This window comes from Pelomonas sp. BJYL3, from assembly GCF_027257975.1.
Classification (GTDB): Bacteria; Pseudomonadota; Gammaproteobacteria; order Burkholderiales; family Burkholderiaceae_C; genus Roseateles_B; species Roseateles_B flavus.
In genome coordinates, this window is record NZ_JANZKX010000005.1 from 400,712 (window position 1) to 426,277 (window position 25,566).

Sequence of the window (25,566 nt, forward strand, 5' to 3'; positions counted from 1 at the left end):
TCTCAGGGCGCGAGGCGCTCCTTGATCCAGGCCTGCCCCTCCTGCTTGTAGGTGATGCGGTCATGCAGACGGGACTTGCGGCCCTGCCAGAACTCCCAACGCTCGGGCACCAGGCGGTAGCCCCCCCAATGCGGGGGGCGGCTGGGGCTCAGCCCGTGCATCGCGGCGGCCTTGGCGGCGTTGGCCACCAGCACCGCTCGGGAGCTGATCACCTGGCTTTGCGGGGAGGCCCAGGCTCCCAGGCGGGAGTCCAGGGGGCGCGAGTTGAAATAGGCGTCCGATTCCTCGGCGCTGACCTTCTCGACCCGGCCCTCGATGCGCACCACGCGCTCCAGCTCCACCCAGTGGAACTGCAGGGCCGCGAAGGGATGGATGGCGAGCTCACGGCCCTTGCGGCTGTCGTAGTTGGTGTACCAGACGATGCCGCGCTGATCGAGGCCCTTGATCAGCACGATGCGGGTGGACGGGCGACCGTCCTCGCCCACGGTGGCCAGGGTCATGGCATTGGGCTCGGGCAGCTCGGCTTTCAGGGCTTCATCGAGCCACTGGCGGAACTGGACCAGGGGCTCGCTGGAGGCCTGGGACTCGTCCAGCTCGGCCAGCTCGTAGCTCTTGCGCAGATCGGAAAGCTTGTTCATACCGGGAGTATCACTCAGGCGGGAACTCCTTAAGTGAAGCCCCCTATGGGGCGGCCATGGGGCAGCAGGCATGCTGCAGGGCAACAGCCGCTAAACAGGCGGCGAGATGAAAAAGGTGATTCGAATGGATGAACGACGGCCTGTTGTCGTCGTGCTGGCCGCGGGCCAGGGCTGCCGTTTCAAAGGCCCCGGCCACAAGCTCCATCAAGAGCTGAAGGCCGGGGAGACGGTGCTGCAGCGTACCGTTGCCCAGGTGCGGGCCGCGGGCCTGCCATGGGTGATCGTCACGACACAAGCCATGCAGGACCAGGTTCAGAGCCTGGTCCAGCAGCTGGATCAGCTGGTGGTGCTGCCCGAGCGCGGCGTGCAGGGTCAGGTCTTGCCTGTCGGCATGGGGCACAGCATTGCGGCGGGTGTCTCCGCCACTGGCGATGCGCCCGGCTGGGTGCTGCTGCCGGGTGACATGCCCACCATCAGCCCCGGTACCTTGCGTGCCGTGGCCGAAGGCCTGGGCGAGCAGGCCGTGGCCTTTGCCCAGCACCGGGGCCGCGGTGGCCAGCCTCTGGCCTTCTCGGCCGAGCTGTACTCGGACCTGGTCGGCCTGCAGGGCGACGAAGGCGCGCGCCGCCTGGTGGCGCGCTACCCGGCGGTGGGCATCGAGGTGCCGGACCCCGGCGTGCTGGAAAGCGTGGACACCGTGGAGGACCTGCAGCGCCTGCGGGAGCGTGAGCTTGCCGGGCCGCCTGACCATGCTGCCCAGGCGGCCATGGTGGGCAGCACCTGGACATGAAAAAGCGCCCCCGATGAGCCATCGGGGGCGCTTTCAATCCTGAGGGCGGCGGGCGCCGCGGTGATCAGATCGGCGCGTCGTCGCTGCTCGTGTCGGTCTTCTTGATTCGCACCGGGCCGCGCTTGCGCTCGGCAGGGGCGGCGGCGACCTTCTTGGCCACTTCGCCGCTGGCGTCCGCGCCAGAGGCCTTGCCGGCGGACTTGCTGGCGTCTTCGTCCAGCGCTTCCTGCGTGATCACGCGGGTGTAGGGCGCCAGGATCTGGACCAGCTGGCCGTAGATGCGGGGATTGCCAGCGACGATCTCGCGCTGGTGCAGGAAGTCGGCCTCGCCGGTGAAGTTGCCCACCAGGCCACCGGCCTCAGCAATGATCAGCGAGCCTGCGGCCACGTCCCAGGGGTTCAGGCCGGTTTCGAAGAAGGCGTCGTAGTAGCCGGCGGCCACGTAGCAGAGGTCCAGGGCCGCAGCGCCCGGGCGGCGCAGGCCGGCGCATTCCTGCATCACGGCCTCGAACATCTTCAGGTAGCGCTTGAAGTTGTCGCCGCGGCGGAAGGGGAAGCCGGTGCCGATCAGGGCGTCGCTCATGCGGGTGCGGCGCGACACGCGCAGGCGGCGGTCGTTCAGGTAGGCGCCACGGCCCTTGGTGGCGTAGAAGAGATCGTTGCGGGTCGGGTCATAGACGACGGCCTGCTGGACCACGTTGCGGTGGGCCAGGGCGATGGACACCGCGTAGACGGGGAAGCCGTGGATAAAGTTGGTGGTGCCATCGAGCGGGTCGATGATCCACTGGAATTCGGAGTGCTTGTTGCCGTGCTCACGGCCCGATTCTTCGGCCAGGATGCCGTGGTCGGGATAGGCCTGCAGCAGGGTCTCGATGATGAGCTGCTCGGCGGCCTGGTCCACCTCCGTCACGAAGTCATTGGGTGACTTGCTGTTGATCTTGAGGATGTCGAGGTCCAGGGAGGCGCGGTTGATGATGGATCCCGCTGCACGGGCCGCCTTGATGGCGACGTTGAGCATGGGATGGAGTGAAGCTTGCGTCATGCGTGACCCTGCAAACGAAAGAGGTGGACTGGCGAAGGAAAAGAGCGGAGCGCCTGCATGGGCGCACGCCAGACCTTCGACAGTCGGCACACGGCATCCACGGCGCGGATAATCGACCATTTTAGCCGAGAAGCTCATGCCCGCCAGCGTGGAATCCACACGATTTGTCCTGATTCAGACCAGCCACCCCGGCAACGTGGGTGCCGCTGCACGGGCCATGAAGGTCATGGGCTTCTCCGAGCTGGTGCTGGTGCGCCCCCGTTTTGCCGACGTGCTCTGCCAGGAGGACACCATCGCCATGGCCAGCGGCGCGGCGGACATCCTCGCCCGCGCCCGCATCGTGCAGACGCTGGAAGAGGCGCTGGAGGGCGTGACCTTCGCCTGCGCCACCGCCATGACGCCGCGGGATTTCGGCCCGCCGACCTCGGCGCCCCGGCCGCTGTTCGCGGAGCTGGCGACCTCGGGGCACACGCTGGGCCTGGTCTTTGGCTCCGAGCGCTACGGCATGAGCAATGAGGATGTCTACCGCTGCCATGCGGTGCTCTCCATTCCCACGCATCCGGACTATGGCTCGCTGAACCTGTCCCAAGCCGTGCAGCTGGTGGCCTATGAATGGCGCCAGGCCCTGGGCGGCTTCGAGGTGGCGGCCCGCACGGCGGATCCCCAACTGGCCGATGGCCGCGCGGTACAGGGCCTGCTGGGCCATCTGCAGGAGGCGCTGGAGCACATCGGCTACCTGGACCCGGCCGCGCCCAAGAAGCTGATGCCGCGCCTGAACCAGCTCTTCAACCGCGCCCAGCTGACGCAGGAAGAGGTGCACATCCTGCGCGGCATGGCCCGCAGCATGCTGCGCCTTCACACGCCGGGTACCCCCAGGGACGAGGCCGGCGAGGACTGACACCAATCTCCCCATGGCCCCGGCTGGCAACCCCCGCCGCTACACTGGCGCTCCCTTGTTCACGACTCCCCGGCACCGCCACCATGTTCAAGCGCCTGCGTGAAGACATCCAGCTGATCCTCGAGCGCGACCCCGCCGCGCGCAGCAGCTGGGAGGTGCTGACTTGTTATCCCGGCCTGCATGCGCTGGTGCTGCACCGCCGGGCCCACTGGTGCTGGACCCACGGCTTCAAGTGGCTGGGGCGTTTCATCTCGCACCTGTCGCGTTTCCTGACCGGCATCGAGATCCATCCCGGCGCCACCATCGCTCGGCGCGTCTTCATCGACCACGGCATGGGCATCGTGATCGGCGAGATGGCCGAGATCGGCGAGGGCTGCACCATCTATCAGGGCGTGACCCTGGGTGGCACCTCGCTGGTGAAGGGCGCCAAGCGGCACCCGACGCTGGAGCCCGGCGTCATCGTGGGGGCCAATGCCTGCGTGCTGGGCGGCTTCACCGTGGGCGCCGGCGCGCGCATCGGCTCTGGCGCAGTGGTGACAAAGCCCGTGCCCGCGGGGGCGACGGCCGTCGGCAACCCGGCCCGCATCATCGAGGCCCAGGCGGAGGCCCAGCGCGAGGCCGCGGCGGCACGCATGGGCTTCTCGGCCTACGGCGTCACGCAGGGCGACGATCCGGTGGCGATGGCCATGAAAGGCCTGATCGACAACGCCGCCGGCCACGAGCACCAGATTGCACTGCTGTGGCAGGCCATCGCCAAGCTCTCCGAGACGCAGCGCAGCGACTGCGTGCCCCAGGATGCGCAGCAGGACGAGTGCTTTGACGCCGCGTCGCTGAGCCGCCTGGTCAAGTAGGCCTTGGCGCAGCCATGACAACGGGCGCCACGCGGCGCCCTTTTTGCCATGCAGGCGGTGCTCAGGCCTGGGGTCGCACGCGCACGGCGTTCTTCGGCCGGAAGGCCTTGATGCGGTCCTCGCGCGTTTCCAGGTAAGGGCCGCCGATGAGGTCGATGCAGTAGGGGATGGCGGCAAAAATGCCGCTGACCAGCACCTCGCCCGTGGGCGACTTCAGGCCCTCCAGGGTCTCGGCAATGCTCTTGGGCTGGCCCGGCAGGTTCAAGATGAGCGCCTTGCCGCGGATCACCGCCGTCTGGCGCGAGAGGATGGCCGTGGGAACGAAGCGCAAGGAGATCTGCCGCATCTGCTCGCCGAAGCCAGGCATTTCGCGATCGGCCACATCCAGCGTGGCCTCCGGCGTCACGTCGCGCGGGGCGGGGCCGGTGCCGCCGGTGGTCAGCACCAGGTCGCAGCGGGCTTCGTCCACCAGCTCGCGCAGCGTGGCGGCGATCAGCGGGCGTTCGTCGGGGATCAGGCGCGCCTCGAAGTGCAGCGGGTTCTGCAGGGCCTGGGCCAGCCAGTCCTTCAGCGCGGGCAGGCCCTTGTCCTCGTAGACGCCGGTGGAGGCGCGGTCCGAGATGGAGACGATGCCGATGCGGACCGGCTCGAATCCCGCGGATGCTGCGGCCTCACTCATCGCCATCGCCTTCGAGGCCTTCCGCCGATGCGTCCTGCGCCATGCGCTTGGCCTCGGCCTTGATGAACTGGAAGAGCTCGCGGAAGGCGCGCCCGCTGCGCTGCTCGGGTGCCACGGAGGCGTCCTTGCGCGCGGCGCGCACGAGGCTGCGCAGCTGCTGCACGTCCACACCCGGATGCTGGCCGATGAAGTCCTGCAGCGCCTCGTCCTGGGCCAGCAGGCGCTCGCGCCAGGCTTCGCTCTCGTGCAGGGTGAGGCTGTCCTGGGCGCGGCCCAGCTTGAAGTCGGCCACGGCCTGGCGCACGGGCTCGGCGTCGATCTTGCGCATCAGCTTGCCGATGTACTGCATCTGCCGGCGACGCCCCTCGAAATTGGTGATCTTCTTGGCCGCCTTGATGGCGTCCAGCAGGATCTCGGGCAGGTTCAGCGGCTCCAGGCGGCTGGCGGGCAGGGTCAGCAGGTCCTCGCCCAGGGACTGCAGGTCGTGCATGTCGCGCTTGAGCTGGCTCTTGCTGGGGCGGCTGAAGTCGTCGTCAGCGCCGGTGTCGTCGTAGGAATGGTGCATGGGTGCTCGATACGGCAGGGGCGCTCCCCCGGGCCTGCGTGCTGCGGGCGGAGGGTCGCCAAGCCTCGTATGATAGTCGCCCACCCCGGCCATCCGCCGGTCAGACCCAATCCCAGCACATGACCAAGACCACCGAGAACCCCGCTTCGAGCGCTCATGCCGTCCACGGCTTTGCCTACAGCCAGGACCAGTTCCGCCAGCTGGTGGAGGATGCCCTGAACGAGGCGCGCCGCCTGGGGGCCAGCGATGCCGGCGCCGAAGTCTCCGAAGGCTGCGGCCTCTCGGTCTCTGTGCGGCGGGGCGAGCTGGAGAACGTCGAGCGCAACCGGGACAAGACGCTGGGCATCTCGGTCTACCTGGGGCAGCGTCGCGGCAATGCCAGCACTTCCGACTTCTCGCCGCAAGCCCTGAAGGACACCGTCCGCGCCGCCTTCGACATCGCACGCTTCACCGCCGAGGACGCCTTCGCCGGCCTGCCCGACGAGCAAGACCTGGCCCTGGACGCCAGCCAGCGCCCGGAGCTGGACCTCTTCCATCCCTGGGACCTGGACGCCGAAGCCGCCGCACAGCTGGCCCTGCGCTGCGAGGCGGCCTGCTTCGCCACCGACCCGCGCATCACGAATTCCGAAGGCGCGGCCGTGTCTGCCCAGCAGTCGCACTTCATCGCCGGCAATACGCGGGGCTTCATGGGCGGCTATGCGAGCTCGCGGCACACCCTGTCGGTGGCGCCCATCGCGGGCCGTGGCGCCGGCATGCAGCGTGACGCCTGGTACAGCTCCATGCGCGCGGCCCAGGACCTGGCCTCGCCCGAGGCCATCGGCCGCTACGCCGCCGAGCGGGCGCTGTCCCGTCTCAAGGCCCGGCGCGTCAAGACGGCCGAGGTCCCGGTGCTGTTTGAATCGACCGTGGCGGCCGGCCTGCTGGGCGCCCTGGTGCAGGCCACCAGCGGCGGTGCGCTGTACCGCAAGGCCAGCTTCCTGCTGGACAGCCTGGGCACGCCCGTGCTGGCCCCGCACATCGACGTGCAGGAGGACCCGCACGAGCCCAAGGGCAAGGGCAGCACGCCCTTCGATGACGAGGGCGTGATCACCCGGCCGCGCACCGTGGTCGAGGCCGGCGTGCTGCAGGGCTATTTCCTGTCGACCTACTCGGCCCGCAAGCTGGGCCTGCGCACCACGGGCCATGCGGGCGGCTCGCACAACCTGCGCATGAGCAGCCGCAACACGGCTCCGGGGGATGACCTCCCCACCATGCTGCGCCGCCTGGGCCGCGGCCTGTTCGTGACCGAGCTGATGGGGCAGGGCGTCAACTACGTCACCGGCGACTATTCCCGCGGCGCCAGCGGCTATTGGGTGGAGAACGGCGAGATCGCCTTCCCCGTCCATGAGGTGACCATCGCCGGCAATGTGCGCCAGATGTTCCAGGACATCGTCGGCATCGGCAACGACGTCTACACGCTGGGCAGCAAGTCGGTGGGTTCCATCCTGGTCTCCCGCATGAAGCTCGCCGGCGCCTGAGCCGCGCCGCCGGCTGCGAACACAGGCCCGCCGCGTGCGGGCCTTTTTTTTGCCGATATGAGGCAGAAGAGGGGCACAAGAGGGGCGGAAGAGGGGCGGAAATCAGTTTCGTGAAAGCCTCGTTTCAGCCTGTTTTCAGACTGGGCGCGTGACGCACGAAATCGTGCGGCGTTTCACGGGTTTGTACCTGTCAGCACCCAGGAGGGGCACTCCTAGAATCATTTTCAACCTGGGATTTCCCCCGCGTTTGACCACTTTTCTAGGAGTCGTGTATGGAACGTCGTTCCTTCGTGAAGCAGGCTGGCCTGGCAGGTGTTCTGGCAGCCGCTTCGGCACCGGCCATCGTGCATGCGCAAGCGAATATCCGCTGGCGTCTGGCTTCCAGTTTCCCCAAGTCCCTGGACACCATTTTTGGCGCTGCCGATGTCTTCGCGAAGAAGGTTTCGGAGATGACGGGCGGCAAGTTCCAGGTCTCCGTGCACGCCGGCGGCGAGCTGATGCCTCCCTTCGGCGTGGTGGATGGCGTGCAGAACGGCACCGTGGAGATGGCGCACACGGCGCCCTACTATTTCTTCGGCAAGGATGAAACCTTCGCACTGGGTTGCGCCATTCCCTTTGGCCTCAACAGCCGCCAGATGTCTGCCTGGATGGTGGAGGGCAACGGCCTGAAGCTGATGCGCGAGTTCTATCGCAACTACAACATCATCAACTTCCTGGGCGGCAATACCGGTGCGCAGATGGGCGGCTGGTATCGCAAGGAAATCAAGTCCGTGGCCGACATCAAGGGCATGAAGATGCGCATCGGCGGCTTTGCCGGCCGCGTGCTGGAGCGCATGGGCGGCGTGCCGCAGAACATCCCCGGCGGCGAAATCTATTCGGCGCTGGAAAAGGGCACCATCGACGCCGCCGAGTGGGTCGGCCCCTACGACGACCAGAAGCTGGGCTTCAACAAGGTCGCTCCCAACTACTACTACCCCGGCTGGTGGGAAGGCGGCCCGCAGCTGGACTTCTACATCAACACCAAGGCCTATGACGGCCTGAGCGCCGAGTACAAGGCCATCGTCGAATGCGCGGCCGCCCAGGCCCACATCGACATGCAGGCCAAGTACGACGCCAAGAACCCGCAGGCCCTCAAGAGCCTGGTGGGTTCGGGGACCAAGCTGTTCAAGTTCCCGCGCGACGTGATGGACCTGGCCTTCAAGGAGTCCATGGCCATCTACAGCGAGCTGTCGGCCAAGAACCCGAACTGGAAGAAGGTCTACGAGGATCTGTCCGCCTTCCGGCGCGATCAGAACCTGTGGTTCCGTTTCGCCGAAGCCGGCTTCGACGACTTCATGCAGGCTCAAAAGCTCTGAGTCCGCCAGCGCCCCGCGGCGCATGGCCTCTCGCATGCAGCCCCCACGCCACCCGGCCTGGGGCTTTTTGCTGCCTGTCTCGTTCCGGGTGATGGAAAGCCAGAGTCTGAGAGGCGGACGTTTGCCGCCATGTGGAATCAGAGCCTCTGATCGTGTGCTTGATCTCAGGGCTCTGGCGGTCAATCTCTCGTACTGCGAAAAGCGAGAAGAGGAGATTGCCGGCTTGAGGCTGAAATTTCACGATACGCAATCAGCATTTCAGATCGCAAAAAGAAGACCTGCTGCGGCGCAGCAAGATTTCTCATCATGGTAAAAATCGTTTTGCGATACGAAATGTGAAAGATAAGTTGTTGATTTGAAAGGAAAAGATTTTTAGTCTTATATAAGACATAAGTCACCACAAAAGCTGGCCCAGGCCCTAGATTTGAGTCCAACGAGTTCTTCGTTTCACATCTCACCAGGAGCTAAGCATGACGACTCTGACCCGTGAACAGCAAATCGCCGCCCTCGAGAAGGACTGGGCCGAGAACCCCCGTTGGAAGGGCATCAAGCGCGGTTACACCGCCGCCGACGTGGTGCGCCTGCGCGGCTCCCTGAAGATCGAGCACACCCTGGCCCAGCGTGGTGCCGAGAAGCTGTGGAACCTGGTCAACACCGAGCCCTTCATCAACGCCCTGGGCGCCCTGACCGGCAACCAGGCCATGCAGCAGGTCAAGGCCGGCCTGAAGGCCATTTACCTGTCGGGCTGGCAGGTCGCCGGTGATGCCAACAGCAATGGCGAGATGTACCCCGACCAGTCGCTGTACTCGGTTGATTCCGTGCCGAAGGTCGTCAAGCGCATCAACGCGACCTTCAAGCGCGCCGACGAGATCCAGTGGAGCGAAGGCAAGAACGACACCGACTTCTTCGCCCCCATCGTGGCTGACGCCGAAGCCGGCTTTGGCGGCGTGCTGAATGCCTTCGAGCTGATGAAGTCGATGATCGAGGCCGGTGCCGCCGGCGTGCACTTCGAAGACCAGCTGGCTGCCGCCAAGAAGTGCGGTCACATGGGCGGCAAGGTGCTGGTCCCGACCCGCGAAGCCGTGGCCAAGCTGGTCGCCGCCCGTCTGGCCGCCGACGTGATGGGCACGCCGACCGTGCTGCTGGCCCGTACCGACGCCGAGGCCGGTGACCTGGTCACCACCGACGTGGACGACAACGACAAGCCCTTCTGCACCGGCGAGCGCACCGTGGAAGGCTTCTTCCGCACCCGCAACGGCCTGGACCAGGCCATCAGCCGCGGCCTGGCCTACGCTCCCTACGCCGACATGATCTGGTGCGAGACCGGCAAGCCTGACCTGGCCTTCGCCAAGGCCTTCGCGGACGCCATCCATGCCAAGTTCCCCGGCAAGCTGCTGGCCTACAACTGCTCGCCGTCCTTCAACTGGAAGAAGAACCTGGACGACGCCACCATCGCCAAGTTCCAGCGCGAGCTGGGCGCCATGGGCTACAAGTTCCAGTTCATCACGCTGGCCGGCTTCCACAGCCTGAACTACTCGATGTTCGACCTGGCCTACGGCTACGCTCGCAACAACATGAGCGCTTTCGTCGAGCTGCAGGAGAAGGAATTCGCCGCTGCCGACCGTGGCTTCACCGCCGTCAAGCACCAGCGCGAGGTCGGCACCGGCTACTTCGATGCCGTGACCACCACCATCGAAGCCGAGGCCTCCACCGCTGCGCTGAAGGGCTCGACGGAAGACGAGCAGTTCTTCGACAAGAAGCACGGCTGATCCGCCAACCCCACCGGCAGCCCGGCTCGAGCCCGGGCTCCGGACGGACCCAAAGGCAAGGCCTGACCCCGCGAGGTGTCAGGCCTTGTTGCTTCTTTCCGCGGCGCGGCAAAGGCGCGCGCGCCATTCTCAAGCTCGGTGGTCGTGCCCCGTCCCCCTCAAGCGCATGCCTTCAGCAAGCCCTCGTAATCCTGCGCACTCGCCTCCCTCGGATTCGTCCCATGACAGTGATCCTTCAGCGCCCGCTCGATGATGAGGTCGGCATCCGACACATCCAGTCCCATGTCGGCCAGGCGGGTGGGGAGGGCCAGGTCTTGCGTGCGCTGGCGCAGGGCCTCGGCCAGGGCTTCGGGTGCGGCATCCGCCAGGCCCATGGCCTGGGCCATCCGCGCCAGCTTGGCCTCCGCCAGCAGGCTCGGATGGCTGGCATTGAAACGCAGCACCGCCGGCAGAAAGACCGCATTGAGCGTGCCATGGTGCGCTTTCGGGTGCAGCCCGCCGATCGCGTGGCTCAGCGAATGAACGCAGCCCAGTCCCTTCTGGAAGGCCATGGCGCCCATGGCGCTGGCGCACATCATCTGCAGGCGCGCGTCGAGGTCATCGCCCTGGTGGACGGCCCGCTCGATGGCCCCCCAGCCCCGGCGCAGTCCCTCCAGCGCGATGCCGTCCGCCACCGGATTGAAGGCCGCGGACATGAAGGTCTCCAGGCAGTGGGCGAGGGCGTCCATGCCCGTTGCGGCCGTCAGGCCCGGGGGCAGGGCCTGGGTGAGGACCGGGTCGCACAGGGCCAGGCGCGGCAGCAGGTGCCAGGAATGGAAGCCCAGCTTGCGGCCGTCGTCCGTGATCAGCAGCGAGCCACGCGCCACCTCGCTGCCCGTGCCCGCTGTGGTGGGTACCGCGATCAGGGGCAGGGCCTGCGGACCGATGCGTCCACTGCCACCTTCGATGGTCGCGTAGTGGTGCAGCGGCCCTTCATGCGTGGCCCTCAGGGCCAGGCCCTTGGCCAGGTCGATGCTGGAGCCCCCACCGATGGCGATCAGCCCGTCGCAGCCCTCGTCGCGCCAATGCTGCCAGGCCTCGCGGACCGCCGCCTCGGTCGGGTTGCCCGGCGTGCCGTCATAGATGGCCAGCGGCCAGCTGCCGAGGCCTTCCAGCGCCAGGTCCAGCACGCCCGCGGCGCGCACGCCGCGATCGGTGATCACCAGGGGCTTGCGAAAGCCCAGTGCGCGCGCCTCCTCGCCCAGGCGCAGTCGAGCGCCTGCCTCGAGATAGACGGGATTGACGAAGCGGATCAATGCCATGAGCGGTCCTTCCGGTTTTCAAGCCCTTGCGAGCAGCCCCGGGCCGGTCTGCGAAAATGCCCGCCCTGGCCGCCGCGCGATGCGCTGCAGCCTAAGCCCTGGAGTCCTCTTTGAGTAGCACCTTGTTGACACCGCGCATGGCCGCGGTGCTGGAACGCATCCACCGTGCCAACCGGCCGGCCTTCCACAGCCTGACGCCCAAGCAGGCGCGCATCGGCTATCTGATGGGCGCCGAGATCCTGGACCTGCCGCGCGCACCGCTGGCACGCGTCGAGAACCTGACCGTGCCCGGCGCCGAAGGCCCGCTGCAGGCCCGGCTCTATGCGCCCAGCGATGCCGTCCTGCCCGTGCTGCTGTACTTCCATGGCGGCGGATTCACCATCGGCAGTCTCGAGACGCACGACAGCCTGTGCCGGCAGCTGGCCCTGCGCAGCGGCTGTGCCGTGATCGCGCTGGACTACCGCCTGGCACCCGAGCACAAGTTTCCCGCGGCCGTCGACGACTGCTGGGCCGCCATGAAGTGGCTGCCAGGCGCCGCCTCGGCCCTCGGCCTGGATGGCAGCCGGCTGGCGGTCGGTGGAGACAGCGCGGGCGGCACCCTGGCCGCCGTCTGTGCCCTGCATGCGCGCGACCTCGGCCAGCCGCTGGCCCTGCAGCTGCTGATCACGCCGGGCACCACGGCCCATGCGGACACGGCCTCGCACAAGTTCTTCTCTCAGGGCTTCCTGCTGGATGCCTCGTCCATCCAGTGGTTCTTTGACCACTACATCGAGCATCACCACCGCAAGGACTGGCGCTTTGCGCCGCTGGAGGCCCCGGACCATGCCGGGCTCGCGCCCGCCGCGCTGATCCTGGCCGAATGCGATCCGCTGGTGGACGAAGGCCTGGCCTACGGCGACCTGCTGCGCAGCCAGGGCGTGGCGGTGCAGTTGGAGCTCTACCGCGGCGTCACCCACGACTTCATCAAGATGGGCCGTACCATCCCCGAAGCCCTGCAGGCGCTGGACGCCTGCGCCGAGGCTCTCAAGGAGACCCTGAAGCCATGACCCACGTGACCGACATGTCCCGACAGGATTTCCGCTGCCTGGAACGCCTGCGCGTGCGCTGGGCCGAAATCGACGCGCAGCAGATCGTCTTCAACGCCCACTACCTGGGCTATTTCGACACCGCCGTGGGCGCCTACTGGCGCGCGCTGGCCTTGCCCTATGCCGACACCATGAAGGCGCTGGGCGGCGACCTCTTCGTGCGCAAGTCCACCGTCGAGTACCTGGGCTCCGCCCACTATGACGACCTGCTGGACATCGGCGTGCGCTGCGCCCGCGTGGGCACCACCTCGCTGACCGTGCAGTGCGCCGTCTTCCGGGGTGACGAGCTGCTGGTGCATGGCGAGCTGGTCTATGTCTTTGCCGACGCCAGCACGCAGCGCCCACTGCCCGTGCCTCAGGCCCTGCGCGACACGCTGCTGGGCTTCGAGGCCGCAGAGCCCATGGTCAGCGTCCGTGTGGGCGACTGGGACCGGCTCGGCGAGCACGCCGGCGCCATCCGCCAGGCGGTCTTCGTGCAGGAACAGAAGATCCCGGCCGAGATGGAGTGGGACGCCGCCGATGCCAGCTGCGTGCACGCGGTGGCCTACAACCGCCTGGGCGTGCCCCTCGCCACGGGGCGCCTGCTGGAGCATGTGCCGGGCGTGGCCAAGATCGGCCGCATGGCGGTGATGCGCAGCATGCGCGGCGCCCGCATCGGCCGCGAGGTGCTGGAGGCGCTCATGCAGGCCGCGCGTGAGCGTGGCGAGCGCGAGGTGCTGCTGCATGCGCAGCTCTCGGCAGCCAGCTTCTACATGCGCGCCGGCTTCCAGCAGCGCGGGCCGCTGTTCGAGGAAGCGGGCATCCAGCACGTGGAGATGGTGCGGGGGCTCTGAACCCGCCCCCGCGGCCGGCGCTCAGACCGGCACGAACTGCTCCAGATGCCGCGGTCCCTGGATGAAGGGGGCGAGTGCGGCGGCCAGGGCGGGCTCGGTCTGCGCGCCGGTCTCGGCAGCGTGGATTTCCATCCAGGTCTGCAGGGCGCCCGCGCCCGCGTCCAGGCGGCGCATCAGGCGCACGCTGCCCGCGGGCACGGCCTGCGTGAAGGCCTGCAGCGCCGCCGCGGCATCCGCCTCGTTCACGCGGTAGTAGACGAAGCGCTCGACGCCAGGGCGTTCCTGGCTCATTGCGGCTCCGTGATCTCGTAGGGCAGAGCCTGCTGCGTCAGCGCCGGGCCCAGTGCCGAGCCCAGGTGCAGGCTGCCGGACTGCAGGGCCGCCAGCTTGGTCTCCACCAGCAGCAGACTGCCCGCACCCTGGACCGCCACACCGGCGACCAGGCCGGCGGGCTGCTCCGGGTCCTCACTGTGGAAGACCTCCTGTCCGACCTGCGCCGGGGCAGGGCAGGCAAAGGCGAAGGTCCGCCGCTTGATGGTGCCGCGGTACTGGCTGCGGGCCACGACTTCCTGGCCCGGGTAGCAGCCCTTCTGGAAGTTGACGCCGCCCAGCAGCTCCAGGTTCAGCATCTGCGGCACGAACTGCTCGACGGTCGGGCTGCGCACCCAGGCCAGGCCGGAGGCGATGTCCAGCGCGGCCCAGTCGGAAGACCCGATGGCCGGCAGTTCAGGCCGCGCCGCATCGGCCGGGAGCAGCACCAGATAGCGCGCCACGGCGCCGCCCTGCGTGCCGGCATCCGGCAGGCGGGCGCCCCAGGCCTGGCGACCGTCCGGAAGTGCCTTGCCGAGGGTGGACCAGGTCGCCTCGCTGCCATCGGCACCCAGCCATTGCTGCGCGGTGCGCCCGGCCATGCCCCACACGACCCAGCCGCCGGGCTGGCCGGCGCTGGCATCGCTGAGCTTGCACTTGGCGCGCATTACGAACATGGCGAGGCGCTTCTGGGTTTGCGGCAGCAGCTCGGCGGGCAGGGCCAGCAGCACGGCGTCGGTGGCCGGCTTGAAGGCCACCATCGTGGCCAGCAGGCGGCCCTTGGCCGAGCAGTAGCCTGCCAGGCGGGCCTGCTCGGGCTTCTGGAGGGCCAGGTCTTGCGTCAGCTGGCTGTGCAGGAACTTGGCGGCTTCCTCGCCCTGGGCGGCAATGACGCCCCAGTCGTCCAGAGGGACGGCGCCGTCGATCGGGCCGGTCAGGGAGGGGCGGGGCAGGGCGGTGGTGGCGGTGGTGCTGGGCGATGCTTGGCTCATGGGCGAATTATGATTTGCCCGGCCTGCCCCTGGGCGCAGCAAGGTTGAGCCTTGCCAAGGTCGCCTGCATTGTTCTGTCGCCCGGATACCGACTCCTGCATGTTCAAGTTCCTTCGCACTGTGTTCCTTCTGCTCCTGCTCGCGGCGCTCGCGCTGGCGGGGGCTGCCTGGTGGTGGCTGCAGCGGCCGCTGACGCTCAATGCGCCCACGGTGGAGCTGTCCATCGAGCCCGGCGCCTCGCCGCGCGAAGTGGCCGGGGCCTGGGTGCTGGCTGGCGTCCAGGAGGATGCGCGGCTGCTGTACCACTGGTTCCGCTGGTCCGGTCAGGCGCGCCAGATCCGCGCCGGCAGCTACGAGATCCACCAGGGCATCACCCCCCGCGGCCTGCTCGACAAGATGGTCCGCGGCGAAGAGGTGATGGAGCAGGTGCGCCTCATTGAAGGCTGGACCTGGCGCCAGTTCCGCGCCGCCCTGGCCAAGGCGCCCGCGCTCAAGCAGACCCTGCAGGACCAGGACGATGCCACCGTGATGAGCCGCCTGGGCCTGCCCGGCGTCTCGCCCGAGGGGCGCTTCTATCCCGATACCTATGCCTACAGCCGTGGCGTCAGCGATCTCACGGTGCTCAAGCGGGCGCACCAGGCCATGCAGCGCAAGCTGGAGGCCGCCTGGGCCGCACGCGCCCAGGGCCTGCCGCTCAAGAGCGCCGAGGAGGCCCTGATCCTGGCCTCCATCGTCGAGAAGGAGACGGGCGCCGCGGCCGACCGCCCCATGGTGGCCTCGGTGTTCGTGAACCGCCTGCGCATCGGCATGCCGCTGCAGACGGACCCGACGGTCATCTACGGCCTGGGCAGCGCCTTCGATGGCAACCTGCGCAAGCGCGATTTGCTGACGGACACGCCCTACAACACCTACACGCGCGGCGGCCTGCCGCCCACGCCCATCGCCATGCCCGGCGTGGCCGCGCTGCAGGCGACGCTGCACCCGGCGCCCAGCAAGGCCCTGTACTTCGTGGCACGGGGCGACGGCAGCAGCGTCTTCTCGGACGACCTGGCCGCGCATAATCGCGCCGTCAATCAATACCAGCGCGGCCGCTGAGCCCGCGCCTTCCAGGATCCAACAAGCGTGAGCGGCCGATTCATTTCCTTCGAAGGCATCGACGGGGCGGGCAAGTCCACCCACATCGCTGCTGTCAGCGAACGCCTGCGCCAGGCCGGCGCCGAGGTGCTCAACACCCGCGAGCCGGGCGGCACGCCCCTGGCCGAGCGCCTGCGCGAGCTGGTCCTGCATGAACCCATGGATGTGCTGACCGAGGCCCTGCTGGTCTTCGCGGGGCGGCGTGACCATGTGCGCCAGGTCATCGAGCCCGCCCTGGCCGCCGGCCGCACCGTGGTCTGCGACCGCTTCACCGATGCCAGCTTCGCCTACCAGGGCGGGGGCAACGGCCTGTCGCTGCCGGTGCTCGAGCAGCTGGAGGCCTGGGTCACCGAAGGCCGGCAGCCTGACCTGACGATCTGGTTCGACCTCCCGCCCGCGACGGCCGCCGCACGACGCGCCGCGGCCCGCGAGGCCGACCGCTTCGAGCAGCAGGACCTGCACTTCTTCGAACGCGTGCGCGCCGGCTACGCCGCACGGGCCGCGGCCGCTCCGCAGCGTTTCGCCCGGATCGACGCCAGCGGCGACGTCGCCAGCGTGGCGGCCCAGATCGTGGCCGTGCTGGAGCAGCGAGGATGGTGAGCATCAAGGAAGACGGCGCCTTGCCGCTGCCCTGGCTGGGCGCCCCGCTGGGCCATGCCCTGCAGCAGGCGCGTTCACATGCCTTGCTGGTGCAGGGTCCCGAGGGCGTGGGGCAGCTGGAGATGGCCCTGGCCCTGGCGCAGTCCTGGCTGTGCGAATCGCCCCATGCCACGGGCCTGGCCTGCGGGCGCTGTGCCAGCTGCCATCTGTTCCAGTCGCGCTCGCATCCCGACTTCCTGCTGCTGGTGCCCGATGCCCTGCGCGAGGCCCTGGGCCTCGAGGCCGACGAGGGCGAAGGCAGCAAGGACGGTGAAGGCAAGGCCAGCAAGAGCAAGCCCAGCCGCGAGATCAAGGTCGACGCCGTGCGCGCCATGCTCGGCTTCGCCCAGGTCACGGCGGCCCGCGGGCGGGCCAAGGTGGTCGTGCTGTTTCCCGCCGAAAGCCTCAACACGGTCGCGGCCAATGCCCTGCTGAAGACCCTGGAGGAGCCTGCCGGCCTGCTGCGCTTCGTGCTGGCGAGCACGGCGCCGGAGAGCCTGCTGCCCACCATCCGCAGCCGCTGCCAGCCCGTGCCCCTGGGCCTGCCCCCGCGCGAGCAGGCTTTGGCCTGGCTGGCCGAGCGGGGCGTGGCTTCGCCCGAGGTCCTGCTCGACGCCTGCGGCGGTCGCCCGCAGCAGGCGCTGCAGTGGTCCGAGGACGGCGTGGCGGCCAAGAGCTGGCTGGAGCTGCCGCGGCGCATCGCCCGCAATGAGTCCGCGGCGCTGGCGGACTGGCCGGTGCCGCGTGCCATCGATGCCCTGCAGCGCCTGGCCACCGATCTGATCCGGACGGCGCATGGCGCACCGCCGGCCTACTTTCCCCGCGAGTCCCTGCCTGCGCCGCGCAATCCGGAGGCCATGCAGGAATGGGCGCGTGTGCTCAAGGACGCCGCCCGGCATGCCGAACATCCGCTCAACGCGCCGCTGCTGCTGGAGTCGCTGGTGGGGCAGGGGCAGCGGCTGATGCGGGTGTCGGTGCGCAAGGAGGGCTGAGGGCGCCCTGCGCACCGCTGAGACCGGGGCCCGGCAGCCGGTTTGCCGAGATGTCCCTTCAATTGCTCACAGATCCATCGACCGCGGTCCGCCACCGCGCCTGAGGCATTCGTTACACTTGTCCGCATGAGTGACATCCCCGCCAAGTCCCAGGCCGCAGCCCTGGCTGCCGCGCAGCCCGGTGGGGGCGCCCGCCCCAGCATGATGCAGCTGGTCTTCAAGGAGAAGGGCGCTCTGTATGCGGCCTACATCCCGGCCTTCGCCGACGGCGGGCTTTTCGTGCCCACGCCGCGCGAATACAAGCTGGGCGAAGACATCTATCTGATCCTCACCCTGCCGGACGACCCGCAGCGCTACCCCATTGCCGGCAAGGTGGCCTGGATCACGCCGGCCAACGCCTCGGGCGGCCGCACCCAGGGTGTGGGCGTCAAGTTCCCTGGCGACGAGAAGACCCGCCTGATCCGCCTGAAGATCGAGGAGATCCTGGGCACGGCCATCTCCTCCACGAAGCCAACGCAGACGCTCTGAGCCGGCCTCGCCAGGAGCCGCCGCCGCGGGCTGCGGCATGATGTGCCTCCCGCGGGCTCCACGGGGCATGCCAGGCCCGGCGCGGTGCCAGGCGCCATCCATCGCAATGCCATGTTCATCGATTCCCACTGCCATCTGAGCTTTCCCGAGCTCAGCGCCCAGCTGCCAGACATCCTCGCGGCCATGCAGACGGCGCAGGTCCGCCAGGCCCTGACCATCTGCACGACCATGGAGGAGTTCCCCAGCGTGCTTGCGCTGGCGCAGGCCCATGCCCAGCTCTTTGCGAGCGTGGGCGTGCACCCCGACAACGAAGACATCCATGAGCCCAGCGAGGATGAGCTCGTGGCTGCCAGCCAGCACGAGAAGGTGCTGGCCATCGGCGAGACCGGCCTGGACTACTACCGCCTCAACGGTCGCAGCCTGGACGACATGGAGTGGCAGCGCGAGCGCTTCCGCACCCACATCCGCGCAGCACGCCGGGCCGGCAAGCCGATGGTGATCCACACCCGCTCCAGCGCTGCCGACACCCTGCGCCTCCTCAACGAAGAAGGCGGCGAGCAGGCTGGCGGCGTCTTCCATTGCTTCACCGAAAGCCTGGACGTGGCCAAGGCCGCGGTGGACAGGGGCTACTACATCTCCTTCTCCGGCATCCTCACCTTCAAGAACGCGGGCGATCTGCGCGAGGTGGCCGCGGCCCTGCCGCTGGACCACCTGCTGATCGAGACCGACAGCCCCTACCTGGCGCCCGTGCCCTACCGCGGCAAGACCAACAGCCCCGCCTACGTGCCCCATGTGGCCGCGCAGCTGGCCGCCATCAAGGGCCTCAGTGTGGAGGCCGTGGCCGAGGCCACGACGGCCAACACGCGCCGCCTCTTCCGCATGCCGGCATGAGCAAGGCAGGGCGCTGGCTGCTGACGATCACCCTGGCTTCAGGCCTGACGGGGACGTTGGCGGCAGCCGCCGAGCCGCCGGCGCTGCCGGCACGCGTGTCCGTCTTCCGTGCCGCGACGGACGAGGAGTTTCGGGACCTGATGCTGGCGGCCGCCCGGGACCAGCCCAGCTTCGTGATGAAGCTGCTGCTGGCCGGCGTGGACCCCAACCAGGCCGATGCCCAGGGCAACACGCCCCTGCACAAGGCCATCATGGAGGAGTCCGAGCGGGTGGTGAAGCTGCTCCTCGACCACCCCCACACGGACGTCAATGCCCTGAACCAGGCCGGTGAGACGCCTGTGATGCTGGCCGCCCTGCGCGGCCGCCTGCCCTGGGTGCAGGCGCTGGTGCAGCGCGGGGCGCTGATCAACGAGGCTGGCTTCACGGCCCTGCATTACGCCTGCAGCGGGCCGGACAACGGCGTCAGCGCCTGGCTGGTCGCGCAGGGTGCCGAGCTCGATGCCCGCTCGCCCAATGGCAGCACGCCGCTGATGATGGCCGCCGGCTACGGCTCGCCCGACAGCGTGGACATCCTGCTGCAGGCCGGCGCCGATGCCAGCCTGGTCAATGACAAGGGCCTCAGCGCACTGGACTTCGCGCGGCAGTCCGGCCGGCCGGAGCTGGTGCGGCGCCTCCAGGCGGCCCTGCAGCCGCCGAATCCCTACTGAGCTGGGGGAGGGGAGCGCCGGGACGGCCGGCCCTGCACCTGACAGCCACGTCAGGTTTTTTCCGACACGCGCTTTGTCCGGTGCCCGACTGGGCCGGGGCGGCGGCTTTGCCTACAGTGGACCCATCACAAGGCGCCACGCCTGCAGGAGACCCTGATGTCCACCCGCCCGACCCCTTTCAGTGCCAATCCCTTCGCCATGCTGCTGGACCCCGAGCAGTACGCCCGCGAGGCGGCCCACTCCGACCGCCTGAACCGCCTGCGCAGCCGCATCTACCGGCCGCTGGACAAGCCCCTGATCCCCAAGGCCGTCAGTGCCGACCAGGCCGCCTTCGACCGCCTGGTCGACAGCAGCCGTGTCGCGCCTGAGGACTTCCTGGATGACGAAGGTATCGACGCGGGCATGCAGTCCGTGTCGGTCGAGGCCAGCCACTGAGCCGCTTGGCAAGCCCCGCAGATACTGGGGCTTGCACGCTTGCGGCGAGGGCGGCATCGCGCACAATGCGGCCGGTCCCCGTCATGGCCAGCGTTGCGCTGCCCGGGAGGGCTGTTTCTCTGCTGTGCCGCATGTCCCGTCTCCCTGGCTCCCACACTGTCCTGAACCGCCAGCGCCGATTGCTCGGCGCGGCCGGCCTGCTGGCCCTGGGGCTGCCCGTCTTGGCCCTGCCGCAGGGCGGCGGCAACGCCGCAGCGCTCACGCCGCAGACTGCTTCGCAGACCGCGACGCCGGTGCGCATCGAGGCCTCGCGCACGCTCACGCGCATCCGTGACACGGGCGTGATCGTGATGGGCTACCGGCCCGCGTCCCTGCCGTTCTCCTACCTGGACGGGCGCCTGAAGCCGGTGGGCTACTCGGTCGAGCTGTGCGAGCGGGTGATCGACGTCATCCGCGAACAGCTGCAGTTGCCGGACCTGGAGGTCAAGCAGATCGCCGTCAACTCGGCCACCCGCCTGCCCCTGGTCGCCAATGGCACGCTGGACCTGGAGTGCGGCATCACCACCCACACGGCCGAGCGCGCACGCAGCCAGTCCTTCTCGACGACCACCTATGTGGCGGAAAGCCGCCTGTTGTCTCGCCGCAGCCAGATGATGCGCACCGTCGAGGACCTGCGCGGCCTGACCGTGGCCTCGACCATTGGCACGACCAGCCTTCAGTACATGCACCAGCTCAATGTGCAGAAGGGCCTGGGCTTCCGCATCCTCGTGGGCCAGGACGATCAGGAGTCCTTCCGCCTGCTGCAGACCGGCCGCGCCGTGGCCTATGCCATGGACGACGTGCTGCTGCGCAGCCTGATCGCCCAGGTGCGCGATCCCCAGGAGTACTTCATCGCCGAGCAGGCGCTGTCGGTGGAGCCCTATGCCATCGGCCTGCCGGCCAATGATCCGGCCTTCAAGCGCCTCGTCGACGGCGTCATCATGAGCCTCTACCGCAGCGGCGAGATCCATGCGATCTACCAGCGCTGGTTCCAAAGCCCCATTCCCCCGCGCAACCTGAACCTGCAGCTACCGATGGGTGAGGCGTTCAAGCGCGTGATCGCAAAGCCGACGGATTCGCCGGATCCAGGGGCCTACCGCTGAGCGAAACCGTACGCCAGCCCAGCGCTTCACGAAACGAAGGCAGGCCAGTTCCCGACTGGCTTCTGGCCGTGGTGGGGTGGTCGTGAAACAGGCATGGCCGCCTGCCTCGCCGCCTGTGGCTGGTCCGCCATTGCCTGTGCGGGCGCACTCCTGATCATTCGCCCCATCCGGCTGTGGGCTCGCTGGCCGGCCCTGCCGGGGACGGTTCTGGTGGGCCTCGCCCTGTGGCGGGTGTGCCACCCGTAGCCCTGGTCCTGATGCACTGAAGGGCTGCGGCCCTGCTCCCGGAAAGGCCCGGGGAGGGGCCTGCGTGGCCATCACAGGCGTTGCGGGCGCTCGCGTTCAACTGGCGCTTCGGAACCGCTCCAGCTCGATCCCATGCCGATGCAGCTTGTCATAGAGCGTCTTCTTGGGCGTCCCCAGCAGCTCCATCACCGCGGGGATCTTGCCGTGGCAGCGGCGCAGGGCCTGCTCGATCAGGGTCTTCTCGATCAGGTCCATCTGCTTGGCCAGCGTCAGCGGGGCGGGCTCGATCAGCTGGGCCTCGTTGCCGCCGGCCAGGCCCAGCACGAAGCGGTCGGCGGCGTTGCGGATCTCGCGCACATTGCCGGGCCAGTCGTGGGACATCAGCTCGCGCAGGCGCTGCGGGTCCAGCTCCGGCGCGGGTCGCTCGTAGCGGGCCGCGGCCTGGGCGATGAAGTGCTGGAAGAGCAGGGGGATGTCCTCGCGGCGCTCGCGCAGGGGCGGCAGCGTGAGGGTGGCCACGTTGAGGCGGTAGTAGAGGTCGCCCCGGAACTGCTGGGCCTCGCTCATGGCCTTGAGGTCGGCCTTGGTGGCGGCGATCACGCGCACATTGATGGGCACCTCCTCGTTGGAGCCCAGGCGTTCCAGGCGGCGTTCCTGCAGCACCCGCAGCAGCTTGATCTGCAGAGGCACAGGCATGGTCTCGATCTCGTCCAGCAGCAAGGTGCCGCCGTTGGCGAACTCCAGCTTGCCCACGCGGCGCTTGGCGGCCGAGGTGAAGGCGCCGGGCTCATGGCCGAAGAGCTCGCTCTCGAAGAGGTTCTCGGGCAGGCCGCCGCAGTTGATGGCCACGAAATGCCGGTCGCGGCGCTTGCTCTGGTCATGCAGGCAGCGGGCGACCAGCTCCTTGCCGGTGCCCGTCTCGCCCAGGATCATCACGTCGGCCGAGGTGTCGGCCAGGTTGAGGATCTGCTTGCGCACCTGCTGCATGGCACCGGACTGCCCCAGCAGCACGGCCTCGATGCCATTGGCGCGCTGCAGCTGCGAGCGCAGGTCGTCGACGGCATTGCGCAGCATGCGCTTGTCCAGCGCGCGCAGGGCGGTCTCGACGAAGCGCTCGGGCGCGAAGGGCTTCTCGATGAAGTCATAGGCGCCGATGCGCATGGCCTGCACCGCCATGGCGACGTCTCCGTGCGCGGTGATCAGCACCACGGGAATGCTGGGATCCACGTTCATCACGTGCTCCAGCAGGCGCATGCCGTCCATGCCGGGCAGGCGGACGTCACTCATCACCACGATCTGCGCGCCGGGCACGATCTCGGGCAGCGCCTCCTCGGCGGTGCCGCAGGCCTGGACCTCCAGCCCGGCCAGTTCCAGCGATTGCGACAGACTCAGCCGGACCGGCGGGTCGTCCTCGACGAAGAGAACCTTGTATCCCTCAAACATGTCATTCCCAGGCCAGATCAAACTCGAAACACATGCCGCCGGCCTCCGCGTGCGGCATGTCCTCGGGCGGTACAGCCCTGAGCGTACCGCCGAATTCATGGACGATCTTCGACGAGATCACCAGCCCCAGCCCCAGGCCCTGGCCCGCGGGCTTGGTGGTGAAGAAGGGCTCGAACAGGCGCGGCACCAGGGCAGGGTCCAGCCCTTTGCCGTTGTCGCGCACCTGCACGCGCACGCGCTCGCCATCGAGCCGGGCGCTGATCAACAGCCGCCGGGGCGAGACCTCGTCCATCGCATCGATGGCATTGCCCACGAGGTTCACCAGCACCTGCTCCAGGCGGTTGGCGTCCGCCTTGACACGCAGGTTCTCCGGTAGGGTCAGGTCTTGCCTGACTTCGACCTGGGCCGCACGCAGCCGGTGCTCCAGCAGCAGCAGCACGTTGGCGATGGCGGTCTGCAGCACGGCCGGCTCGGCGGCGTTCTCGGCCTTGCGGGCGAAGCTCTTGAGCTGGCGGGTGATGGCGGCCATGCGCTCCACCACGCTGTCGATGGCCTTGAGATTCTCGGCAACGGTCTGGGTGCGGCCGGCCTCCAGGAAGCGCAGGGTGTTGGCTGACAAGGCGCGCAGGGCGGTCAGCGGCTGGTTGAGCTCATGCGAGATGCCGGCGGACATCTGCCCCAGCACGGCCAGCTTGCCCGCCTGCACCAGCTCGGTCTCGGCCTGCAGGGTCTGGGCGATCTGGCGCTTGAGCTCCTCGTTGGTGGCACGCAGCTCGCGGGTGCGGTGGTCCACCAGGCGTTCCAGCTCGCCGTGGGCCTTCTGCAGAGCTGTCTGGGCCTGGAAGACCTGGCGCAGGGCGCGGCGGCGCGAGGCCAGGTAGAGGCTCATCAGGCCCACGCTGGCGCCGAAAGCGCCACCGCCCCAGGTGGCGTAATGTGCCTGGCGCCAGACCTCGGCCGGGTCGGACAGGGTGACCAGGCGCACCCCCAGCGGCGCCGCTGCGCGCTGCTGGGCCAGCAGCAGTCCGCCCTCGCGCAGGCCCTTGGCGGCAGGCACGGCGACCAGCAGGGCGTCCTGCTTCTCCATGCCTTCGGTGTCCACGCCCATGCCCTGCAGATCGGCGCCGGGGTATCGGCCCGAGGCCTGCAGTGCGGCGCGCACCTCGGGCGTCACGTGGCCGAGGATGCGGTACTTCCACTCGGGCACGGAGGACATGATCAGCACGTCGTTGTCGTCCACCACCAGCAGCTTCTCGCCGTGCGAGCGCAGGCCCAGGTCCACCCAGGTGGCCTCCAGCGGTGCGAGGTTGAGGCGCACCACCACGGCGGCCTGCAGCTGCCGCTGGCGCCGCACCAGGTGCAGCATGAAGTACTCGGTGCTGCCATTGCCCTCGTTGACGGCGAAGAAGTGCTGGGCCTGGGCCTGCAGGGCGTCGCGCAGGCGGGCCTGCTCGCCGGCGCTCAAGGGGTTGTTGCCGGTGTTGCTGGCCTGGCTGCTGGCCAGCACATTGCCCTGGGCGTCCACCAGGTAGGAGGCGCTGGCGCCCGCGCGTACGGTGATGCGTGCCAGCTTCAGGTCGGCACGGCGGCGCAGGGTGGTGTCCTGGGGCTGGGCGATCAGGGCCTGCACCTCCTCGTCGATGGCGATCAGGTTGGGCAGGTAGTCGTGCCGCGCCAGTTCGGCCTCCAGCGCAGCGGTGTAGAGCTCCAGCCGCTCGCTGGCCACGGCGGCCAGCTGCGCCATGCCGGCGTTCTCGCTCAGGCGCTGGCCCAGCAGCATGCCCAGGGCCACCAGGCCCAGGGTCAGCCAGACATGGGCATTGGGCTTGCGCAGGCGTGCGGCCCAGCGCCGCCACCAGGGGCGGGTATCGGGCGGGGGCAGGGCTTGCAGCAGGGCAGGGGGCGCGCTCATCAGGTGGCGTAGTGTGCCCAATCGCTGACGGGGTGTCGCGCCTGCGCCCCGTGTCGTGCCACCCCTGCTGCGGGCTGGGGTCGACCCGTCGGGCGCCCCGCGTGTGGATTTCCGCACAGGGGCTCGGCGGGCTGGGCGGAATTCCGCCCAGTTACGGTGGTGTGACGAACGACACCTTTCTACACAGGCAAGACTTGACCCCCGACAAAGCATTGCCGGACTGCGACTGGTCTTCGAAACAAAGGGTAAACACCAGGATTTCTGATCTGGTGACCCTGGTGTTTACCCGGAATTCCTGCGACATGGCACGGCTCGTGCAGTAACTATGCCCAGTGGGGCGGCCGTTTCGCCCGGCAAAAAAGCAAAGGAAGACCTGTTATGGAGACTTTTCTGCAACAGATCATCAATGGCCTGGTGCTCGGGAGCATGTATGCGCTCGTGGCACTGGGCTACACGATGGTCTACGGCATCATCAACCTCATCAATTTCGCCCACGGCGAGATCCTGATGGCTGGTGCACTCACCAGCTGGACGGTCGTCACGCTGCTGGCTGACGCCGGCCTGCCGGGCTGGGCGCTGATGGTGATCGCGCTGATGTGCGCGGTGGCCGTGTGCACCTTCCTGAACTTTGCGATCGAGAAGATCGCCTACCGCCCGCTGCGCAACGCGCCGCGCCTGGCGCCGCTGATCACGGCGATGGGCATGTCGCTGCTGCTGCAGACGCTGGCGATGATCGTGTGGAAGCCGAATCCGAAGCCCTTCCCGCTGCTGCTGCCCACTGAGCCCTTCAACCTGGGCGGCCCGGTGATCACGGTGACGCAGGTGCTGATCCTGGTGCTGACGGTGGTGATCCTGGCGGCGCTGATGTACCTG

The 25,566-nt window shown here is 68.5% G+C and carries 26 protein-coding genes; 17 read left to right on the forward strand and 9 right to left on the reverse strand.

Going from position 1 to position 25,566, the window contains the following annotated elements:
* Nucleotides 1–2 precede the first annotated feature (2 nt).
* Nucleotides 3–638 (reverse strand): pyridoxamine 5'-phosphate oxidase, encoded by a 636-nt coding sequence (pdxH, locus tag O9Y01_RS17375; protein WP_269632857.1) that lies wholly within the window; start codon nucleotides 636–638, stop codon nucleotides 3–5.
* A 124-nt stretch (nucleotides 639–762) separates the two neighbouring features.
* On the opposite strand from pdxH, the gene O9Y01_RS17380 reads away from it, so the two are divergent.
* Nucleotides 763–1,428, forward strand: coding sequence for a nucleotidyltransferase family protein (locus O9Y01_RS17380; RefSeq protein ID WP_269632858.1), 666 nt, complete (start codon nucleotides 763–765; stop codon nucleotides 1,426–1,428).
* A gap of 64 nt (nucleotides 1,429–1,492) precedes the next feature.
* Here O9Y01_RS17380 and O9Y01_RS17385 read toward each other — a convergent pair whose 3' ends face one another.
* On the reverse strand, nucleotides 1,493–2,470 hold the full coding sequence (locus O9Y01_RS17385; protein WP_269632859.1) for an inositol monophosphatase family protein: 978 nt from the start codon (nucleotides 2,468–2,470) through the stop codon (nucleotides 1,493–1,495).
* Between the two features lie 136 nt (nucleotides 2,471–2,606).
* Here O9Y01_RS17385 and O9Y01_RS17390 point away from each other — a divergent pair, with 136 nt between their 5' ends.
* Together O9Y01_RS17390 and cysE are read left to right on the forward strand one after the other, a co-directional pair.
* Nucleotides 2,607–3,368 (forward strand): RNA methyltransferase, encoded by a 762-nt coding sequence (locus tag O9Y01_RS17390; RefSeq protein WP_269632860.1) that lies wholly within the window; start codon nucleotides 2,607–2,609, stop codon nucleotides 3,366–3,368.
* A gap of 83 nt (nucleotides 3,369–3,451) precedes the next feature.
* The gene (cysE, locus tag O9Y01_RS17395; protein ID WP_269632861.1) at nucleotides 3,452–4,219 is read left to right on the forward strand and encodes a serine O-acetyltransferase; all 768 of its coding nucleotides are present in this window, start codon (nucleotides 3,452–3,454) and stop codon (nucleotides 4,217–4,219) included.
* Between the two features lie 61 nt (nucleotides 4,220–4,280).
* Here the strand turns inward: cysE and mog are convergent, their stop codons facing one another.
* Nucleotides 4,281–4,904, reverse strand: a complete 624-nt coding sequence (gene mog / locus O9Y01_RS17400) for a molybdopterin adenylyltransferase (RefSeq protein WP_442952766.1) — start codon at nucleotides 4,902–4,904, stop codon at nucleotides 4,281–4,283.
* Nucleotides 4,891–5,463: a ribosome biogenesis factor YjgA gene (gene yjgA / locus O9Y01_RS17405; protein ID WP_269632863.1), complete on the reverse strand. Its 573-nt coding sequence runs from the start codon at nucleotides 5,461–5,463 to the stop codon at nucleotides 4,891–4,893. Before yjgA ends, mog begins: the two co-directional genes overlap by 14 nt.
* Before the next feature lie 119 nt (nucleotides 5,464–5,582).
* Here yjgA and pmbA point away from each other — a divergent pair, with 119 nt between their 5' ends.
* The 3 genes from pmbA (at nucleotide 5,583) to aceA (ending at nucleotide 10,104) form a co-directional block, all read left to right on the forward strand.
* Complete coding sequence (gene pmbA, locus O9Y01_RS17410) at nucleotides 5,583–6,980, forward strand: metalloprotease PmbA (protein ID WP_269632864.1); 1,398 nt, start codon at nucleotides 5,583–5,585, stop codon at nucleotides 6,978–6,980.
* Nucleotides 6,981–7,252: 272 nt separating this feature from the next.
* Nucleotides 7,253–8,335: a TRAP transporter substrate-binding protein gene (locus O9Y01_RS17415; RefSeq protein WP_269632865.1), complete on the forward strand. Its 1,083-nt coding sequence runs from the start codon at nucleotides 7,253–7,255 to the stop codon at nucleotides 8,333–8,335.
* Between the two features lie 470 nt (nucleotides 8,336–8,805).
* Nucleotides 8,806–10,104, forward strand: a complete 1,299-nt coding sequence (gene aceA, locus O9Y01_RS17420; RefSeq protein ID WP_430765637.1) for an isocitrate lyase — start codon at nucleotides 8,806–8,808, stop codon at nucleotides 10,102–10,104.
* 158 nt (nucleotides 10,105–10,262) lie between these two features.
* Here aceA and O9Y01_RS17425 read toward each other — a convergent pair whose 3' ends face one another.
* Nucleotides 10,263–11,405, reverse strand: a complete 1,143-nt coding sequence (locus O9Y01_RS17425; protein ID WP_269632866.1) for an iron-containing alcohol dehydrogenase — start codon at nucleotides 11,403–11,405, stop codon at nucleotides 10,263–10,265.
* Between the two features lie 137 nt (nucleotides 11,406–11,542).
* Between O9Y01_RS17425 and O9Y01_RS17430 the strand changes: the two genes are divergently transcribed.
* Both O9Y01_RS17430 and O9Y01_RS17435 read left to right on the forward strand, forming a co-directional pair.
* Nucleotides 11,543–12,451 carry an alpha/beta hydrolase gene (locus O9Y01_RS17430; RefSeq protein WP_269632894.1) on the forward strand — a complete coding sequence of 303 codons (909 nt, stop codon included), beginning with the start codon at nucleotides 11,543–11,545 and terminating at the stop codon, nucleotides 12,449–12,451.
* Nucleotides 12,448–13,323: a YbgC/FadM family acyl-CoA thioesterase gene (locus tag O9Y01_RS17435; RefSeq protein ID WP_442952767.1), complete on the forward strand. Its 876-nt coding sequence runs from the start codon at nucleotides 12,448–12,450 to the stop codon at nucleotides 13,321–13,323. Before O9Y01_RS17430 ends, O9Y01_RS17435 begins: the two co-directional genes overlap by 4 nt.
* Before the next feature lie 21 nt (nucleotides 13,324–13,344).
* Here O9Y01_RS17435 and O9Y01_RS17440 read toward each other — a convergent pair whose 3' ends face one another.
* Nucleotides 13,345–13,614: a DUF4936 family protein gene (locus O9Y01_RS17440; RefSeq protein WP_269632867.1), complete on the reverse strand. Its 270-nt coding sequence runs from the start codon at nucleotides 13,612–13,614 to the stop codon at nucleotides 13,345–13,347.
* Nucleotides 13,611–14,624: a CAF17-like 4Fe-4S cluster assembly/insertion protein YgfZ gene (gene ygfZ / locus O9Y01_RS17445; protein WP_269632868.1), complete on the reverse strand. Its 1,014-nt coding sequence runs from the start codon at nucleotides 14,622–14,624 to the stop codon at nucleotides 13,611–13,613. Before ygfZ ends, O9Y01_RS17440 begins: the two co-directional genes overlap by 4 nt.
* Before the next feature lie 99 nt (nucleotides 14,625–14,723).
* Here ygfZ and mltG point away from each other — a divergent pair, with 99 nt between their 5' ends.
* From mltG to O9Y01_RS17485, 8 genes are all read left to right on the forward strand, one after another.
* Complete coding sequence (gene mltG, locus O9Y01_RS17450) at nucleotides 14,724–15,719, forward strand: endolytic transglycosylase MltG (protein WP_269632869.1); 996 nt, start codon at nucleotides 14,724–14,726, stop codon at nucleotides 15,717–15,719.
* Between the two features lie 27 nt (nucleotides 15,720–15,746).
* Nucleotides 15,747–16,358 carry a dTMP kinase gene (gene tmk / locus O9Y01_RS17455; protein WP_269632870.1) on the forward strand — a complete coding sequence of 204 codons (612 nt, stop codon included), beginning with the start codon at nucleotides 15,747–15,749 and terminating at the stop codon, nucleotides 16,356–16,358.
* Entirely contained in the window at nucleotides 16,352–17,389 is a 1,038-nt protein-coding gene (locus O9Y01_RS17460) for a DNA polymerase III subunit delta' (protein ID WP_269632871.1), read from the forward strand. Before tmk ends, O9Y01_RS17460 begins: the two co-directional genes overlap by 7 nt.
* A gap of 204 nt (nucleotides 17,390–17,593) precedes the next feature.
* A complete protein-coding gene (locus tag O9Y01_RS17465; RefSeq protein WP_269632896.1) occupies nucleotides 17,594–17,917 on the forward strand; it encodes a PilZ domain-containing protein in 324 nt (107 codons plus the stop codon).
* Between the two features lie 111 nt (nucleotides 17,918–18,028).
* Nucleotides 18,029–18,808 carry a TatD family hydrolase gene (locus tag O9Y01_RS17470; RefSeq protein ID WP_269632872.1) on the forward strand — a complete coding sequence of 260 codons (780 nt, stop codon included), beginning with the start codon at nucleotides 18,029–18,031 and terminating at the stop codon, nucleotides 18,806–18,808.
* A complete protein-coding gene (locus O9Y01_RS17475) occupies nucleotides 18,805–19,515 on the forward strand; it encodes an ankyrin repeat domain-containing protein (RefSeq protein WP_269632873.1) in 711 nt (236 codons plus the stop codon). Before O9Y01_RS17470 ends, O9Y01_RS17475 begins: the two co-directional genes overlap by 4 nt.
* Nucleotides 19,516–19,671: 156 nt before the next feature.
* Complete coding sequence (locus O9Y01_RS17480; RefSeq protein ID WP_269632874.1) at nucleotides 19,672–19,950, forward strand: hypothetical protein; 279 nt, start codon at nucleotides 19,672–19,674, stop codon at nucleotides 19,948–19,950.
* A 131-nt stretch (nucleotides 19,951–20,081) separates the two neighbouring features.
* Nucleotides 20,082–21,092 carry an amino acid ABC transporter substrate-binding protein gene (locus tag O9Y01_RS17485; RefSeq protein WP_269632875.1) on the forward strand — a complete coding sequence of 337 codons (1,011 nt, stop codon included), beginning with the start codon at nucleotides 20,082–20,084 and terminating at the stop codon, nucleotides 21,090–21,092.
* Between the two features lie 342 nt (nucleotides 21,093–21,434).
* On the opposite strand, the gene O9Y01_RS17490 is transcribed toward O9Y01_RS17485, so the two are convergent.
* Nucleotides 21,435–22,781, reverse strand: coding sequence for a sigma-54-dependent transcriptional regulator (locus O9Y01_RS17490; RefSeq protein WP_269632876.1), 1,347 nt, complete (start codon nucleotides 22,779–22,781; stop codon nucleotides 21,435–21,437).
* Nucleotide 22,782: 1 nt separating this feature from the next.
* Nucleotides 22,783–24,693: a sensor histidine kinase gene (locus O9Y01_RS17495; RefSeq protein ID WP_269632877.1), complete on the reverse strand. Its 1,911-nt coding sequence runs from the start codon at nucleotides 24,691–24,693 to the stop codon at nucleotides 22,783–22,785.
* A gap of 378 nt (nucleotides 24,694–25,071) precedes the next feature.
* On the opposite strand from O9Y01_RS17495, the gene O9Y01_RS17500 reads away from it, so the two are divergent.
* Nucleotides 25,072–25,566, forward strand: a 495-nt coding sequence (locus O9Y01_RS17500; protein WP_269632878.1) for a branched-chain amino acid ABC transporter permease, incomplete at its 3' end; no start/stop codon positions are given.

Excerpts from the sequence above, each read along its gene's own strand:
- O9Y01_RS17440 (WP_269632867.1), bottom strand. The coding sequence starts at position 13,614 with ATGAGCCAGGAACGCCCTGGCGTCGAGCGCTTCGTCTACTACCGCGTG.
- mog (WP_442952766.1), bottom strand. The coding sequence starts at position 4,904 with ATGGCGATGAGTGAGGCCGCAGCATCCGCGGGATTCGAGCCGGTCCGC.
- O9Y01_RS17380 (WP_269632858.1), top strand. The coding sequence starts at position 763 with ATGGATGAACGACGGCCTGTTGTCGTCGTGCTGGCCGCGGGCCAGGGC.
- aceA (WP_430765637.1), top strand. The coding sequence starts at position 8,806 with ATGACGACTCTGACCCGTGAACAGCAAATCGCCGCCCTCGAGAAGGAC.
- pmbA (WP_269632864.1), top strand. The coding sequence starts at position 5,583 with ATGACCAAGACCACCGAGAACCCCGCTTCGAGCGCTCATGCCGTCCAC.
- O9Y01_RS17415 (WP_269632865.1), top strand. The coding sequence starts at position 7,253 with ATGGAACGTCGTTCCTTCGTGAAGCAGGCTGGCCTGGCAGGTGTTCTG.
- O9Y01_RS17385 (WP_269632859.1), bottom strand. The coding sequence starts at position 2,470 with ATGACGCAAGCTTCACTCCATCCCATGCTCAACGTCGCCATCAAGGCG.
- O9Y01_RS17470 (WP_269632872.1), top strand. The coding sequence starts at position 18,029 with ATGTTCATCGATTCCCACTGCCATCTGAGCTTTCCCGAGCTCAGCGCC.
- O9Y01_RS17430 (WP_269632894.1), top strand. The coding sequence starts at position 11,543 with ATGGCCGCGGTGCTGGAACGCATCCACCGTGCCAACCGGCCGGCCTTC.
- O9Y01_RS17490 (WP_269632876.1), bottom strand. The coding sequence starts at position 22,781 with ATGTTTGAGGGATACAAGGTTCTCTTCGTCGAGGACGACCCGCCGGTC.
- mltG (WP_269632869.1), top strand. The coding sequence starts at position 14,724 with ATGTTCAAGTTCCTTCGCACTGTGTTCCTTCTGCTCCTGCTCGCGGCG.
- cysE (WP_269632861.1), top strand. The coding sequence starts at position 3,452 with ATGTTCAAGCGCCTGCGTGAAGACATCCAGCTGATCCTCGAGCGCGAC.
- pdxH (WP_269632857.1), bottom strand. The coding sequence starts at position 638 with ATGAACAAGCTTTCCGATCTGCGCAAGAGCTACGAGCTGGCCGAGCTG.
- O9Y01_RS17425 (WP_269632866.1), bottom strand. The coding sequence starts at position 11,405 with ATGGCATTGATCCGCTTCGTCAATCCCGTCTATCTCGAGGCAGGCGCT.
- O9Y01_RS17480 (WP_269632874.1), top strand. The coding sequence starts at position 19,672 with ATGTCCACCCGCCCGACCCCTTTCAGTGCCAATCCCTTCGCCATGCTG.
- yjgA (WP_269632863.1), bottom strand. The coding sequence starts at position 5,463 with ATGCACCATTCCTACGACGACACCGGCGCTGACGACGACTTCAGCCGC.
- O9Y01_RS17475 (WP_269632873.1), top strand. The coding sequence starts at position 18,805 with ATGAGCAAGGCAGGGCGCTGGCTGCTGACGATCACCCTGGCTTCAGGC.
- ygfZ (WP_269632868.1), bottom strand. The coding sequence starts at position 14,624 with ATGAGCCAAGCATCGCCCAGCACCACCGCCACCACCGCCCTGCCCCGC.
- O9Y01_RS17460 (WP_269632871.1), top strand. The coding sequence starts at position 16,352 with ATGGTGAGCATCAAGGAAGACGGCGCCTTGCCGCTGCCCTGGCTGGGC.
- O9Y01_RS17390 (WP_269632860.1), top strand. The coding sequence starts at position 2,607 with ATGCCCGCCAGCGTGGAATCCACACGATTTGTCCTGATTCAGACCAGC.
- O9Y01_RS17495 (WP_269632877.1), bottom strand. The coding sequence starts at position 24,693 with ATGAGCGCGCCCCCTGCCCTGCTGCAAGCCCTGCCCCCGCCCGATACC.
- O9Y01_RS17435 (WP_442952767.1), top strand. The coding sequence starts at position 12,448 with ATGACCCACGTGACCGACATGTCCCGACAGGATTTCCGCTGCCTGGAA.
- O9Y01_RS17485 (WP_269632875.1), top strand. The coding sequence starts at position 20,082 with ATGTCCCGTCTCCCTGGCTCCCACACTGTCCTGAACCGCCAGCGCCGA.
- O9Y01_RS17465 (WP_269632896.1), top strand. The coding sequence starts at position 17,594 with ATGCAGCTGGTCTTCAAGGAGAAGGGCGCTCTGTATGCGGCCTACATC.